Here is a 14,192-nt window from a genome sequence, read left to right as displayed (position 1 = left end):
GCGTCAGGGTTGCAAGGTGGGGTATGGCGAATTTCAGTGTGTTCTCGGAGGGAGACTCTCCCCCGGTCGGAGGGGTTCGGGAGGTCGAGGGGCGACGGATCTTTGCACATCGGGTGGGTAGAGGTGGGCCGCCTGTGGTGTTTCTGCCGGGGGCCAGTGCCATCGGGCTGGACTACTACGGTGTGCAGCAAGGGGTTTCGGAGTTCACGACGGCTGTGGTGTATGACCGCGGTGGGACGGGGTACAGCGAGCCGATGACCTTGCCGCGTGGCGCCGCCGAGGTTGCAGAGGAACTGCGTGCGCTGTTGCGGGCGGAGAACATCAGCGGCCCTTACATCCTCGCGGCGCATTCGCTCGGTGGGTTCTACGCGCACCGGTTCGCGCAGTTGTTTCCGGCGGAGGTCGCCGGGCTGGTGTGGCTGGATGCGCTGCACCACACCTGGGACGACTTCATGCCGCCCGCCTCGAATCTGGCGGCGGCTCAGGACATGGGATCCGATGTCGGCGAGCTCGAGCGGATGGTTCCGGGGCTGCGGCAGGTGCACAGCGAGTTGTACGCGGACTATCCCGAGGAGCTTCGGCAGCAGCTCGTCGAGAGGAAGGTGAGCCGGGACGCACTGCGCGCGGGAATCGCGGAGCGGGCGAATCTGTGCGACCTCGCGCACGAATTGCGTTCCGGCCCTGGGCTGCCCGATGTGCCGTTGATCGCCCTGAGCGTGGTCGGCGCGGAGTCGGATCCGGCGGCGCGTGCGGGCAGGATCCGGATGGACGCCGCGGTCGTCGGCTCGGTCTCGCACGGTGAGCAGCGCCTCGTGGACGACACCGCGCACCATCGTCTCTGCTTCGATCGTCCCGATGCCGTGGTCCAGGCGATCCGCGACGTCGTCACCCGCGCGACCCACGCCTAGACTCGAGCCACGACCAGAGGAGGACGGTGCTCACGATCGGCCAGCTCGCCGCGACCGCGGGGGTCACCGTGCGTGCCGTCCGCCACTACCATCACGTGGGTCTGCTGCCCGAGCCCGAGCGCGACGCCTCCGGTTACCGCCGCTACCCCGCGCAGGCCGCGGTGGACCTGATCCGCATCAGGACCCTCGCCGACGCCGGCGTCCCGCTCGCCCGCGTGGACGCGCTGCTGCGCGCCGAGTCGCCCGAGTTCGCCGCCTCGATCACCGAACTCGACGCCGACCTGCGGCGGCGGATCGACGAACTCACCGAATACCGCCGTCGCATAGCCGAATTGGCCGAGGGCGACAGCCTGGTCCTGCCGCCTGAGGTCGTCGCCCTACTGCACCGGATGCGCGCGCTCGGCGTCAGCGAACGTCGCGTCCGCCTCGAACGGGACGCCTGGATCCTGTTGCGCGCACTGGAACCCGACAACGTGGCGCGGCGGGTCAGGGAGAAGAACGCCGCCTTCGACGACCCCGAGACGACGCGCCTGTATCTCGCCTGCGATGAGGCGGTCGATTGGTCCCCCACCGATCCGCGCCTCGATCAGCTCATCGACGACCTCGACGCCTGGGAGATGGCCAACGAGCAGCGCGACAGCAGGTCACGACAGCTCGTGGTCGCCCACGTCGCCGCGGATTCCCCAGCGTGGCGCCGCATCGTCGAGGCCCTGGCCCATCGCGCCGAGCAGCGCCGACCCTGACACGGTGACACTCGCGACCGTGCCGACGACGTGCGCACCCGCCGAAAACGGTGCCTGCTCGGCGGCGATGACGATCCCGCGCAGGACGTCCGGGGGTTTCGGGTGCCTACGACCTCAAGGGCGGCATGCCGTGACGATCCACGCGCGCGAATCGAAATACACGCCGGTTTCGGTCATGTGGTCGGTCAAGGCCGCACGCAGCTTCGCTCGGGCGGCCTCGGCCGCGTCGACATCGAGGTCGGCGAACATCTCCTTGAACCCTTGCAGCCGCAGCAGATTCGCGAGGGCCGCAGCGGGGTCGGTGCCGAAGTAGACCGGCTCGTGCACCTCATCGAACGCGACATCGGTGAAACCGGCGGCCGTGAGAATGGTTTCGGTGCGGCCCGGATCGGCCAGAGCGAACGGACCGGGCCCGTCGGCCGGCTTCGCGGGCCGGATCGGCATCAGCCCCGACGCCCACTCGTTGCGCTCGTATTCCCGCCACACCAGCAGCACAAGCCGCGCGCCGGGCCGGAGCGCCTGCCCGATATTGGTGAACGCGGCGACCGGATCGTCGAAGAACATGGATCCGAACCGGCTGACGCAGAGATCGAAAGACTCGGGCGCAAAGCGGTGGACCTGCGCGTCCGCGAGCTCGAAAGCGACATTCGACAGTTGCTCGGCGGCGCTGAGCTCGCGGGCCTTCGCGAGCATCGGCGCCGAGATGTCGACACCGAGCGCGCTCCCGCCGGCAGCGGCGCGGGCGGCCTCGCGGGTGGTCAGCCCGGTGCCACAGCCGATGTCGAGCACGCGGTCACCGGCGCCGACGCGGGCCGCGGCACGAAGACGCGCGTTGTGCCGACGCAACTCCGCGTCGTAGTCGAACAGGTCGGTCTCGGGCGAGTCACCGCGTTCATCGGGCATCACCACGTCCTCTCGAAGTCCGTGTGCCCATCTCACCACGCCGCGGCGTGTGGCGGTCCGACCCCGGCCGGACCACCACACGCGTGGCGCTACGGCGTCGAGTAGCCGATGAGGGCGCCGATGCCCGCACCGATCGGAATGGTGATCAGCGCGCCGACACCACCGAGGAAGAAGCCGAGCACGGCGCCGATCCCGGCACCGACGAGGGCGCCGATGCCCGCGTTGTGCTGCTTGCGGGCGAGGGTGTCGGACGCCTCGTCGACGAAGCTCGCGAGGTTCTGGGTGACGACGGCGGGCGCGGCCACGGGCCGTAACGTGACCGAGTGCCCGTCGGCGGCGACCCCGGCGGTCAGATCGAAAGTGCCTGCGCCGGTGACGATCCGGGTCGGCACGGTGGCGACCACGCGGCCATCCGGGGCGGTCAGGGTGACGGCGCCCCCGGCGAGCTGGAAGGCTCCCTCGGGCGCGGCGGCGGTGATTCCGGAACCGTCGGCCAGCGGGCTCGCGGTGAAGGCCACTCCCCCGTCGACGCCGTGCACGACCGGCACCGCGGTCGCCGGTCCGGCGTGTGCGGTGGCGGCGGTGACGCCGAGAGCCCCTGCGGCGAGGACGGCGACAGTGCCGAATCGCCGTGCGGCCGAATTATTTCGAGACACGAAAAACATCTTGCCCCTCCAGTCTGCCCGCCGAGAGCCGGCGGAACATCCTCTCTCGGACCGGATCTCGGTCCGCCGACATTTTCGCATCGTTGCCACAGGCAAGGAACCCACCAGCGGTGATACCGGAAAAACATCACCGGCTCGCCGGGGAACTCCGGCGAGTTCGAGCGTGTGCGCGAACTGGCGGGCGCGCGCGGAAGGCATCATCGAGACCATGATCCGGTGGTGGCGGGCGCGTGCCCGGGACGAGCGGTGCGCGCGGATGCTCGACGCGCTGGACGGTCTTTCGGTGGGTGACGCGCTGGGTGCGCAGTTCTTCCTCATGGGCCGGTCGATTCCGCGGTTGCGGGCGGGCGACCCGCCCTCGGGGCCCTGGGTGTGGACCGACGACACCGAGATGGCCGCCGGTCTGGTGGCGGAGCTGCGGCGACACGGCGCAATCGACCAGGACCGCCTGGCCGCGACCTTCGCCCGCCGGTGCGATCCGGCCCGCGACTACGGGCACACCGCTGTCTCGACGTTGCGCCGGATCCGGGACGGTGTGCCGTGGCGCCGGGCCGCCGGGGCCGTCTTCGAGGATCAGGGATCGTGCGGGAACGGGGCGGCGATGCGGGTCGCACCGCTGGGCGCCTACTTCGCCGGCGATCCGGATCGGATCGCGGCCGAGGCGATCCGGTCGGCGGAGGTGACCCACCTGCATCCCGAGGGCGTAGCGGGAGCGGTGGCGGTGGCGATCGCGGCGGGTCTGGCCGCCGAGGCGCGACAGCGCGGAAACCTGCTCGGCCCAGCGGAATTCCTCGACCATGTGCTCGATCGGACGCCCCGAGGAGAGACGGCCGGCGGAATCCGTCGGGCCCGCGGCCTGCTCGGTGCCGACGTCGCCGAGGCGGCACGCGAGCTGGGGAACGGTTCGCGGGTGACGGCGCAACAGACCGTGCCGTTCACGCTGTGGGCCGCCGCCACGCATCTGCGCGACTACCCGGCGGCGGTCACCGCCTGCCTCGAGGCGGACGGTGACATGGATACGACCGGTGCGATCGTGGGCGGAATCGTGGCCGCCTACACCGGGATCGGGACCGGGCCGGGCGGTGTCGGAGTGCCGCCGCAGTGGCTGGCCGCGCGGGAACCCCTCCCGGTGTGGCTCGATCAGGGACGGTGACCGCACCGAAAATCGGCATGTGCGGAGCGGCCGATCGGGTGGGCAGAATGGTGGCCCATCGACCGACCTGGAGGACACAGATGACCGTTCTGGTGACCGGAGCAACCGCGAATATCGGGCGCAAGGTGGTCGACCATCTGGTCGCGGCGGGGTGCACCGATGTGCGGGCGCTCACGACGAATCCGCGGAAAGCCGCGCTGCCGGAGGGCGTGGAAGTGGCCGAGGGGTATCTGCGCCGGCTGGAGACGTTGCCCGCCGCGTTCGACGGGGTGGATCGGATGTATCTGGCGCCGACTCCCGACAACGTCGGGGAGGTGCTGGAGCTGGCTGCCGCGGCCGGGGTGCGTCACGTGGTGGACCTGTCGGGTGAGCCGGAGAGCTGGTGGGGCACGGTGTGCACCGCGGTCGAGAACAGCGGGCCGGCCTGGACGCACCTGTGGCCCGCCGACTTCATGGAGAACACGCTGACCTGGTCGCATCAGATCCGCGAGGCCGGGGTCATCCGCGAACCGCATCCGGACACCGCGACCGCCCCGATCGCCATGGACGACATCGCCGCCGTCGCCGCCGTCGCGCTGCTCGACGACAGCCTGCGCGGCCGCGCCCTGTCCCTCGCGGGCCCGGAGATCCTGTCCCGCATCGATCTCGTCCGGCACCTCGCCACCGCCCTCGGCCGCGACCTCGCCTTCGAACGCGCGTCCCGCGAGGACACCATCGCCGCCCTGACCCCCACCATGGGCGACACCGCGACCTGGTACGTCGACAACGTTCTCACCGACTACAACCCGGCCCCCGAGACCCTTCCCCTGACCAGCGTCCCCGATATCACCGGCCGTCCCGCGACCATCTTCGCGGACTGGGCCACCGCCAACGCGTCCCGGTTCACCTAGGCGGACGGCGATGCCGCGCGGACAGGTCGGCCCGTGTGTGCCCCGAACCCGCACCGGCAGCGAGACATGGCGGCGCGCCGCGTCTCCTTCCGGCGTTCCACGGCCCAGAATCCCCGCAGTCGTCGCCGCACCACGGTGACAGCGGAGACCCACGCCGAAATCGCGTTGCGGCAGGTGCGGACGGTCGGTCACGCTGGGGAGATGGACCCGACGCCGCCCCCAGCGCTGCCACCGGGAGTATGCCCGCCGGAACGGATCGTGCTCGGTGACATGGTGATCCGCCGCTGGCAACCCGATGATCTGGCCGCCAAGTTCGCGGCGCTCAGCAGGTCGTTCGAGCATCTGCACCGGTGGATGCCCTGGGCGGCCGAGCCACCCGAACTCGACACGTTGCGGGGTGAGCACGAGCGGCAGGTCGCCCACTGGCCCACGCCCGACGGCGGTTTCACCTACGGCATCTTCGATGGCGACGGCGCCGCACTCGGCGCGATCGGCTTACACGACCGTGTGGGCCCGGGAACGCTGGAGATCGGCTACTGGTGCCACGTCGACCACATCGGCCGCGGCATCATCACCCGCGCGGCAGGCGCGCTGACCACCCTCGGTGGCGCGCTGCCCGGCATCACCCGCCTCGAGATCCGGTGCGACGCCGCCAACCTCCGCAGTGCGGCGGTGCCGCGTCGGCTGGGGTACCGGCTGGAGAGCATCGGCCCGCGGGAGCGTCAGACGCCCGGCGAGTCGGGCCGGGGCATGTGCTGGGCGAAGGAGATCCCCGAGACAGGCGCCGGTGCGGCAGGCGGCTGATCAGCCCACGTCGCGGCGCAGCCAGGTGACTTCGGCTCCGACGCAGTCGGTTCCCTGGCGGTAGGCCTCGAGATCGTCGTCCCATGCCGTGCCGAGCGCGCGGTCGATCTCGGCGGACAGGTCGTAGGTTCCGTGACCGCCGAGTTCCCTGGCGGCTTGCAGTAAGGCACGTAATCGCATCTCGCCCAGCATCACATCGCCGTTGGCGCCGGTGGATCCGTGCCACAGGCCGAGCGCGGGGACGAAGCTGTAGCGCTCGCCGTCGACGCCCTCGCTGGGGTCCTCGGTCACCTCGAAGCGCAGAACCGGCCAGGCGCGCAATGATTGGGCTATCCGGGACGCGGTGCCGACCGGCCCGATCCAATCACTGCTGGCGCGCAGTTGTCCGTCGGTGGGTTGCACGGTCCAGCGCAATTTCGCGGGCGCGGAGAGCGCGGTGGACAGCGCCCATTCGACGTGCGGGCACAACGCGGCGGGCGATGAGTGGATGTAGACCACACCCGCCGTCGCATCAGCGAACTGACTCGATGCGCGCACTACACAACACCTCCAGCCTCGACAAGGAGCGTCTTCCCCAACGACCCGTCGGACTGGCGTGGCCCGAGTGTACTGAAGTGCTCGGTGTTGCGGGTGTTACTTCACAGCGTGTTGTGTGTCTCTGCGATCACGGAATCGCTGAATTTCGGCCACGCCGCGCGGGCCCAGTCCCCGAAATTCTCGTCGCTCAACGCGATCGTCGCCACCCGAATTGCGGGGTCGACCCAGAGGAACGTGCCGGACTGGCCGAAGTGCCCGTAGGTGCGCGCGGAATTGGCGTCGCCGGTCCAATGCGGGGTTTTCCCGTCGCGGATTTCGAATCCCAGTCCCCAGTCGTTGGGGCGCTGGGAACCGAATCCGGGCAGGATGCCGTCGCGGCCGGGGAATTGCACCGAGGTCGCCTCGTCGAGAGTTTGCTGAGAGATCAATCGGGGTGTCAGCAACTCGGTGGCGAATCGGATGAGATCGTCGATCGAGGCGCGGCAGGCGTGCCCGGCGGAACCGTCGAGGACCGCGTCGCGCATACCGAGCGGTTCGAACACCGCCTCGTGCAGGTAGGCGGGGAAGGCGATGCCGGTGTTCGCGGCGAGGAAGTCGGCGAGCAGTTCGAAACCGGCGCTGGAGTAGATGCGGCGTGCGCCAGGTTTGGCGATCACCTCGGGGGTGGCGAAGGCGACGCCGGAGGTGTGGGCGAGCAGGTGCCGGACGGTCGAGCCGGGCGGGCCGGCGGGCTGGTCGAGCTCGACCGCGCCCTCCTCCACGGCCACCAGGGCGGCGTAGGCGACGAGCGGCTTGGTGACCGAGGCCAGGCGGAACACCAGCGCGGTGTCGCCGGTGGTCGACACGCCGTCGGCGGTGACGACCGCGGCGGCGGCGTTGGCGGCCGGCCAGTGCTGTACCTGTTCGAACGAGCGCATATCGGCAGCGTACGAGACGCCGCTACGATCGTGGTCACCATGAGTCCCGCACCATCGATCCACGGCGACGTGGCGGCCGGTTTCGGCCCTGTCGCCGACGCGTTCCGCCGCAACTTCACCCACCACGCCGAGATAGGCGCCGCCGTCGCGGTCTACGCCGGTGACGAGCCGCTGGTGGATCTGTGGGCCGGGCACCGCGACCGCAAGCGCGAGGTGGCGTGGGAGCGCGACACGATCGTGCCGGTCTTCTCCTCGTCGAAGGGGATGTCGGCGTTCGCGATCGCCGCCGCCGTGGCGCACGGGCTGCTCGACTACGAGGAGCCCGTGGCCCGGTACTGGCCGGAGTTCGCCGAGCACGGCAAGGAACGGATCACCGTGCGGCAGCTGATCGATCATCAGGCCGGGCTGTCGGGCCTGGACCGGATCGTGAAGCTGGGTGAACTCACCGACCGGGACGCGCTGGCCGCGGTGCTCGCCGCGCAGAAGCCCGCCTGGCAACCGGGCACCCGGCACGGTTATCACGCGCTCACGCTCGGGCTGTACCAGAGCGAGCTGCTGCGCCGCGTCGATCCGGCGGGCCGCAGCCTCGGCCGATTCTTCGCCGAGGAGATCGCCGAACCCGTCGACGCCGACCTGTTCATCGGACTGCCCGCGACCGAACCGATGGAGCGGGTCGCGCAGCTGTCGGCGACCAAGGGGCTCGACATCCTGCGTTACGAGCTCGCCGACATCCCGGTGCGGATCGGCGCCGAGGTCTACGCCAAGCGCGGCCTCTCCTATGCCGCGCTCACCAATCCGCGTCCCGGCGCACCGGCCCGCGCGGCCCGCCGGGAGTTCCTCGAGATCGAGTGGCCCGGCATGAACGGCGTCGGCAACGCCCGCGCGCTGGCTCGCGTGTACGGCGCGGCGGCGGGCCGGACCGGCGCGCTGCCGATCACCGACGAGGTGCTCGATCGGCTCGCGGCGGCCGACACCGCCGACGACGTGCCCGCCGAGGATCTGGTGCTGCACACCAAGAGCCGCTACCACCTGGGGTTCCGCAAGTCGCGCGGCAGTTTCCGCTTCGGCTCCGACAAGCGCGCCTACGGCACCACGGGATTGGGCGGCTCGTTCGGTTTCGCCGACCCCACGACGGGACTCGGCTTCGGCTACAGCATGAACCGCCTCGGCATGGCCATCCTCGACGACGTCCGCAGCCGCAACCTGCGCGAGGCCCTTCTGCGCTGCGCGCGCTGACGGTCGGCTGGGCGCGCGATCGGCCGGGCACCGTCGACGCCTGCCTTTATCCGGCGACAGCGCGCGTCAGCGAGTTCCCACCGACGCGCGCTGATCCGGATCAGTGTCCGGCGACGCCGCTGATCTCGTTCGGAGCTGCCGCCAAGGTGGTGCTGGCCGTGACCTTCCCTTCGGCCAGGTCCACCCGGTGCACCTGCTTGGCGGCCGGGTCGGAGACGTAGGCGATGCCGCCGCGCACGAACAGCGCGGGGCGCGGGTCCTGCCAGTCGAGCGGTTCCTGCCAGGTACCCAGCACCGGAATGGTCCGGGTGACGGTGCCCGCGACCGGGTCGATGACATGGATCTTGCCGTCGGTGCCGAGCACCAGCGCCTCCCCGGCCGGGCCGCGGCCCAGCGAGCGGAAGGTGTAGCTGGTGCCGATGTCGACCAGGCGCAACGAGCCGTCGGCGGTGTTCACCAGCGAGATGCGCTGCGGCCGTTCGAGTTCGGCGTCCTTGTCGACCTTGTAGTCACCCAGCACGATCGGCGAGACCTCGCTGCCCGCCATGTTGCCGATCCGGCCGTAGGCGTCGGGGCTGGCGACCTTGGTGAACTTGCCGTCGCGGAAGACCAGCGCGCCGGTCTGGCAGCCGATCACCACGGCTTCGCCCTGGGCGGTAGCCTCGCCGTGCACGCCGGGGCAGTCCTCGTTGCGCGCGATCTCCTTGCGGGCGCCGTCGAGCGCGACGGCGCCGACCCGCTTGTCCTCGGTGCCGAGGGTGACGATCAGCTGCTCGGTGCTCAGTTCGATGGCGACGCCGTGGTGCGGGGCGGCCGCGCGGTACACCTCGGTCTCGGGCTTGCCGCCCACCTTGTCCGAGTCGAAGATGGTGACCTCGCCGGTGCCGTCGGCGAACAGGACGGTCTTGCCCGCGTGCCGCACGACGTGGCCGGGCTTGCTCGCCGGGAAGTCGGTGCCGGTGAATTCGCGGTCGTAGGCGTCGAAGACGCGGAAGCCGTCCTTGGTGGACACCATGAGGTGGTCCTCGTCGCCGGCCGGGTTGAGCCGGTTGAAGCCGTCGAGCTTCACCTCGCCCTGCTGTGCCAGGCTCGCACCGTCGAGGACGTAGATGCCGCCGTCGTAGGTGAGCGCGACCGGTTCGGCGCCCGGCGTGTGCTCGTGCTCGTGGGTGCCGGAATCGTCGGCGCCACAACCACTCAGGGCGACCATCGCGGCGATGGCCACCACGGTGGCGGTCCGTGACCTGTGCATGTACTGCTCCATTCTGCTGCGTGAACTACGGTGTCGGCCCGGACAGACCACGGGCGATCGCCTCGGTGTTGGTGCGCGCCATCTCCAGATAGGTGTCCGCGCCGCCGCCGGGCTCGGAGAGCGACTCGGTGTGCAGGCCGATCACCTGCACGCGCAGGCCGGTGTGTTCGGCGAGCACGCGCGAAAGCCGGTCGGGCTGGGCGGAATCGGCGAACAGGGCGCTCACGCCCGCCGCCCGGATCGCCGAGGCGAGGCCGTCGAGGTCGGCGGCGCTGGGCGAGGCCAGGGTGGTGCCGCTCGGGATCACGGCCCCGATCACCCGGAAGCCGAAACGTTGTGCGAGGTAGCCGAATACATGGTGGTCGGTGACCAGATTCCGGCGCTCGGGTGGGACGGCGGCGAAGCGGTCGGTCATCCAGCGGTCCAGCTGGTCGAGTTCGCCGAGGTAGCGGTCGGTCGACGCGCGCACCGCCGTCTCGTCGACGCCGTCGACCTCGGCGAGCACGGCCGTCCTGATCGCCTCGACCGCCTTGCGCACCCGCTGCGGGTCGGTCCAGAAGTGCGGGTCCGGCTTGCCCGCCGATTCGTCGGAGGTGTAGTCGATCGGGTCGACGTGCTCGGCCACGGCCAGCGTCGGCACCCCCGCCTCGCTCGCGGCCCTGACGTGCCGGGCGATGCCCTCTTCCAGCCCGAGGCCGTTGTGCACCACCAGCGCCGAGCGTTCGATCTCGGCGGCCTGGCGGGCGGAGATCCCGAACGAGTGCGGGTCGGTGCCCGCCTGCATGAGGACGGTCACCGGGACCGCGTCGCCGACGACCGCCTTGGTGAGATCCCCGAGAATGTTCGTCGTGACCACGATTCCGGAACGGTCACCGTCGCCCGAGCACGCGGCGATCAACGGCACGATGCCCAGGATCACCACGGCCGCCGCCAGCACGGCACGCACGCGGGCCTGTGCCGCACCGCGTTTCGGCGGACCGTCCCCTGACCGCCGGGGTACTCGGCGAGAGCGCGCGATAGCGGGCAGAGGTGGACCGGAAGGTGTTTCGTGGTTCGTACTCACAGTCCGGTCTCCACCATCTGCGAAGGCGCGATGTCCAGCGGGAAGGCGCGGGCGGCGCGCAGATTGTCGTTGTAGGCGATCTCGTGCACGGTGCGGGTGCGGGAGTCGTTGACGTAGGCCCGATCCGGGTCCACCCGGATCGCCGCGACGGAGTCGACCGGGGCGGACAGCAGCGCGAGACGGGCTGTCTCCGCGCCGGTTTCGGGGTCCAGACCGTGCACCACGCCGTCGCGGGTGGCGACGAGCACCGGCGATCCCTCACCCGCGGTGTTCACCGCCACCGGATCGACGACGGCCGTCCTGGTCCAGGTCTTCTTCCTGATGTCGAGCGTCCAGACACCGTCGCGGCCGGCGAGGGCGGTCAGCGTCGTGCTACCCGGTCGGTGTGTGAAGGCCGTGGCGCGGTCTGCGGTGGGCGCCGGGTAGGCGATCTTCTCCGCGACGAGCTCGCCGTCACGCTGCGCCACCACCAGTGCGCCGTCGGCACAGCCGAAGACGACGCCGCGCCGGGTCACCGCCTGGCCGCGCGGCTGCGGGCAGGACTCGGTCAGGGGCCGCCCGGCGGCTCCGTCGCGGCCACGGGCCTCGACACGTCCGCTGCCGTCGGCCACGAGGAGTCGTTCGGCATACGGCACGGCGATGCCCTCGACGCGACGCGGTTCGCGAACCTCGCCCTGATCCAGTGCGGCGCGGTCGAAGACGAGGGACTGCCCGCCGTCGAGCACCACCGCCGCGAGCGCCGGGTCACTGTGCGCCGCGACGACCGCCGCGGGCGTGTCGACGGTGCCGATCGCGCGGATGGGCGCGGCGTAGTAGTGCCGGTGATCGTCGTGATCGACCGTCCACGCACCGCTGTCCACGACCGCGAGCCGCCCGCCCACGGACACGTAGCCGAACCGGCCGTCGCCGGCGAGCCGCAACCCGGCGGCCGAATCCGGTTGGGGCAGAGCACCTTCCAGGTCGACCGGGGTGACCTTCTCGCCGAGCAGGTCGACGACGCGCACCGCGCCGGTCTGCGCGTCGGCGACGATCAACCGGTGCTGCGCCTCCGGCATCTCCTCGGCGCCGGCGACGAACCCGTGCGGAGTTTCCTCCACCACCGGCGCGGTCTCCCCCGATCCGCACCCGACCAGCGGCAGCGCCGCGAGCGCGGCCACCGAGGCCGCGCCGACCCGGCGGGCGCCGAAGCGATCACGCAGCGCGGCGAGAATCGCCGACAGGAAGAAGAATCCGACAGCCACCGCGGCGATCGTCGCGCCCGCAGCGGTCCCGGCGTGCCAGGAGACGAGCAGCCCCACCGCGGTGGACAGTCCACCGAGCACCGCGGCGATCAGCATCACCAGCGGGATCCGGTCCGACCAGTACACGGCCGCGGCGGGCGGCGCGATGAGCAGCCCGAACACCAGAAGCGTGCCGACGACGTGGAACGACGCCACGATCGCCAGCGTCACCAACCCGACCAGCGCCACCTGGGCGGCCTTGGGCCGCAGGCCCAGCGTGTGCGCCTTGCGCGGATCGAAGGTCGAGGCCACGAACGCGCGGTGCCCGAGAACCGTCACCGCCAGCGCGATCACCAGTGCCACCACGAGATACAGCAGATCGACGGTCCGCACGGCGAGCACATCTCCGAACAGGAATCCGGTCAGGTCGACCGCGAAGGACTGCGAACGCGAGACGATGATCACCCCTGCCGCGAGCATGCCGACGAACAGCAGCCCGATCGCGGTGTCGGGCGCGAAGCGCTTGCTGCGCCCGAGCACCGAGACGCCGAAAGCCATGGCGGTGCAACTGATCGCGGCGCCGATCAGCAGATTCCCGCCGAGCAGTGCGGCCACGGCGACACCGGGCAGCATGCCGTGCGCCATCGCGTCACCGAGAAAAGCCATGCCGCGCACGACAACCCACGTTCCGGCGAGGGCGCAGACGCACGAGACGAGCAGTCCGCCCCACAGCGCCCGTTGCACGAAGGCCACCTCGAACGGGGTCATCAGCCAATCCATAGCGCGGAACGATATACTGAAAACGATTATCGTTTCAATCGAGGTGAGATGCAACACACAGAGGACGCGGCGCTCGAGATCGAGCAGGTCACGGCGGGCTACGGCACGACGCCGGTGCTGACGGAGGTGTCGGCGACGATCCCGCGCGGGCGGATCACCGCGATCGTCGGCCCCAACGGTTCGGGCAAGTCGACGCTGCTCGGCGTCCTCGCCGGGACGGTGCCGATCCAATCGGGCAACGTGCGCCACGGCATCACCGGGCGCCCCGCATTCGTGGTGCAGCACACCGCGATTCCGCCGACGCTGCCCATCACCGTCGGCGAGACGGTCGCGATGGGGCGGTGGGCGCACCGGGGACTCTGGCGCAGGCTCACCCGGGCGGACCGCGCGATCGTGCGCTCGGCGCTGGAACGAATGGACCTCACCGCGCTGGAGTCACGGCGGCTCGACACCCTCTCGGGCGGCCAACGCCAGCGCACGCTGCTGGCCCAGGCGCTGGCGCAGCAGTCCGAGCTGCTGCTGCTCGACGAACCGGCGGCCGGCTTGGACGCGGCCTCGCAGACCGCCATCTCCGCCACCTTGCGCGAGGTGGCCGCCGCGGGGGTCACCGTCGTGCAGGCGACGCATGATCCGGCCGAGGCCGGGCGGGCCCATCAGTCCCTGCGGCTCGAGCACGGCCGCCTGACCGCGAGTCGGCCGGAGCAGGCACCCGCGCGGACTTAGAATCGCAGGTCACCGGCGCACCGCGCAGCAGGAGGACAACCATGGCCGCGACACCGACTTCGGTCGAGGACTACCTCGCAGCGCAACCCGACCATGCCCGCGCGGTCCTCGAGCGGATCCGCGAGACCATTCACCGCGCCGTACCGGGTTCCGGCGAGAAGATCAGCTACGCCATGCCGGCCGCCACCCTCGACGGCCGGGCGTTCATGTCCTTCGCCGGTTGGAAGGCGCATGTGAGCGTGTACCCCGTCCCCGACGGGGACGAGGCGTTCGAACGTGCCGTCGCGCCGTACGTCGCGGGTCCTGGCACACTGAAATTCCCGCTCGGAGAACCGATTCCGTACGATCTGATCGCGCAGATCGCGGTGCGGCTCGCCGAACGGGAACGACGGGGCTGA

The 14,192-nt window shown here is 70.8% G+C and carries 15 protein-coding genes; 8 read left to right on the top strand and 7 right to left on the bottom strand.

Annotated features, from left to right (window positions below):
• Positions 1-23: 23 nt before the first annotated feature.
• Together DFR69_RS25885 and DFR69_RS25880 are read left to right on the top strand one after the other, a co-directional pair.
• A complete protein-coding gene (locus DFR69_RS25885) occupies positions 24-908 on the top strand; it encodes an alpha/beta fold hydrolase (protein ID WP_110040237.1) in 885 nt (294 codons plus the stop codon).
• Between the two features lie 26 nt (positions 909-934).
• The gene (locus DFR69_RS25880) at positions 935-1,651 is read left to right on the top strand and encodes a MerR family transcriptional regulator (RefSeq protein ID WP_110040236.1); all 717 of its coding nucleotides are present in this window, start codon (positions 935-937) and stop codon (positions 1,649-1,651) included.
• 114 nt (positions 1,652-1,765) lie between these two features.
• On the opposite strand, the gene DFR69_RS25875 is transcribed toward DFR69_RS25880, so the two are convergent.
• Together DFR69_RS25875 and DFR69_RS25870 are read right to left on the bottom strand one after the other, a co-directional pair.
• Entirely contained in the window at positions 1,766-2,554 is a 789-nt protein-coding gene (locus DFR69_RS25875) for a class I SAM-dependent methyltransferase (protein ID WP_110040328.1), read from the bottom strand.
• 89 nt (positions 2,555-2,643) lie between these two features.
• Positions 2,644-3,210, bottom strand: a complete 567-nt coding sequence (locus DFR69_RS25870; protein WP_244198464.1) for a DUF8020 domain-containing protein — start codon at positions 3,208-3,210, stop codon at positions 2,644-2,646.
• Between the two features lie 217 nt (positions 3,211-3,427).
• Between DFR69_RS25870 and DFR69_RS25865 the strand changes: the two genes are divergently transcribed.
• From DFR69_RS25865 to DFR69_RS25855, 3 genes are all read left to right on the top strand, one after another.
• Positions 3,428-4,372, top strand: a complete 945-nt coding sequence (locus DFR69_RS25865) for an ADP-ribosylglycohydrolase family protein (protein ID WP_244198463.1) — start codon at positions 3,428-3,430, stop codon at positions 4,370-4,372.
• A gap of 80 nt (positions 4,373-4,452) precedes the next feature.
• Entirely contained in the window at positions 4,453-5,262 is an 810-nt protein-coding gene (locus DFR69_RS25860) for an SDR family oxidoreductase (RefSeq protein WP_110040235.1), read from the top strand.
• Positions 5,263-5,328: 66 nt separating this feature from the next.
• Positions 5,329-6,066 carry a GNAT family N-acetyltransferase gene (locus tag DFR69_RS25855; protein WP_244198462.1) on the top strand — a complete coding sequence of 246 codons (738 nt, stop codon included), beginning with the start codon at positions 5,329-5,331 and terminating at the stop codon, positions 6,064-6,066.
• Here the strand turns inward: DFR69_RS25855 and DFR69_RS25850 are convergent, their stop codons facing one another.
• Positions 6,067-6,603, bottom strand: coding sequence for a DUF3145 domain-containing protein (locus DFR69_RS25850; protein ID WP_110040233.1), 537 nt, complete (start codon positions 6,601-6,603; stop codon positions 6,067-6,069).
• A gap of 101 nt (positions 6,604-6,704) precedes the next feature.
• Positions 6,705-7,520: a serine hydrolase domain-containing protein gene (locus DFR69_RS25845; protein WP_110040232.1), complete on the bottom strand. Its 816-nt coding sequence runs from the start codon at positions 7,518-7,520 to the stop codon at positions 6,705-6,707.
• 39 nt (positions 7,521-7,559) lie between these two features.
• Here DFR69_RS25845 and DFR69_RS25840 point away from each other — a divergent pair, with 39 nt between their 5' ends.
• Positions 7,560-8,756 carry a serine hydrolase domain-containing protein gene (locus DFR69_RS25840; RefSeq protein WP_110040325.1) on the top strand — a complete coding sequence of 399 codons (1,197 nt, stop codon included), beginning with the start codon at positions 7,560-7,562 and terminating at the stop codon, positions 8,754-8,756.
• Between the two features lie 100 nt (positions 8,757-8,856).
• On the opposite strand, the gene aztD is transcribed toward DFR69_RS25840, so the two are convergent.
• From aztD to aztB, 3 genes are all read right to left on the bottom strand, one after another.
• Positions 8,857-10,008 carry a zinc metallochaperone AztD gene (gene aztD / locus DFR69_RS25835; RefSeq protein ID WP_208644051.1) on the bottom strand — a complete coding sequence of 384 codons (1,152 nt, stop codon included), beginning with the start codon at positions 10,006-10,008 and terminating at the stop codon, positions 8,857-8,859.
• Positions 10,009-10,033: 25 nt separating this feature from the next.
• On the bottom strand, positions 10,034-10,954 hold the full coding sequence (gene aztC, locus DFR69_RS25830) for a zinc ABC transporter substrate-binding protein AztC (protein WP_244198461.1): 921 nt from the start codon (positions 10,952-10,954) through the stop codon (positions 10,034-10,036).
• A gap of 113 nt (positions 10,955-11,067) precedes the next feature.
• Positions 11,068-13,071: a zinc ABC transporter permease AztB gene (gene aztB, locus DFR69_RS25825; RefSeq protein ID WP_110040230.1), complete on the bottom strand. Its 2,004-nt coding sequence runs from the start codon at positions 13,069-13,071 to the stop codon at positions 11,068-11,070.
• A 48-nt stretch (positions 13,072-13,119) separates the two neighbouring features.
• Here aztB and aztA point away from each other — a divergent pair, with 48 nt between their 5' ends.
• Together aztA and DFR69_RS25815 are read left to right on the top strand one after the other, a co-directional pair.
• Positions 13,120-13,794 (top strand): zinc ABC transporter ATP-binding protein AztA, encoded by a 675-nt coding sequence (gene aztA / locus DFR69_RS25820; protein ID WP_110040229.1) that lies wholly within the window; start codon positions 13,120-13,122, stop codon positions 13,792-13,794.
• 41 nt (positions 13,795-13,835) lie between these two features.
• Positions 13,836-14,192: an iron chaperone gene (locus DFR69_RS25815; protein WP_110040228.1), complete on the top strand. Its 357-nt coding sequence runs from the start codon at positions 13,836-13,838 to the stop codon at positions 14,190-14,192.

This window comes from Nocardia neocaledoniensis (assembly GCF_003182135.1).
Lineage (GTDB): Bacteria > Actinomycetota > Actinomycetes > Mycobacteriales > Mycobacteriaceae > Nocardia > Nocardia neocaledoniensis.
This window is presented reverse-complemented; position numbering and strand designations above follow the sequence as displayed.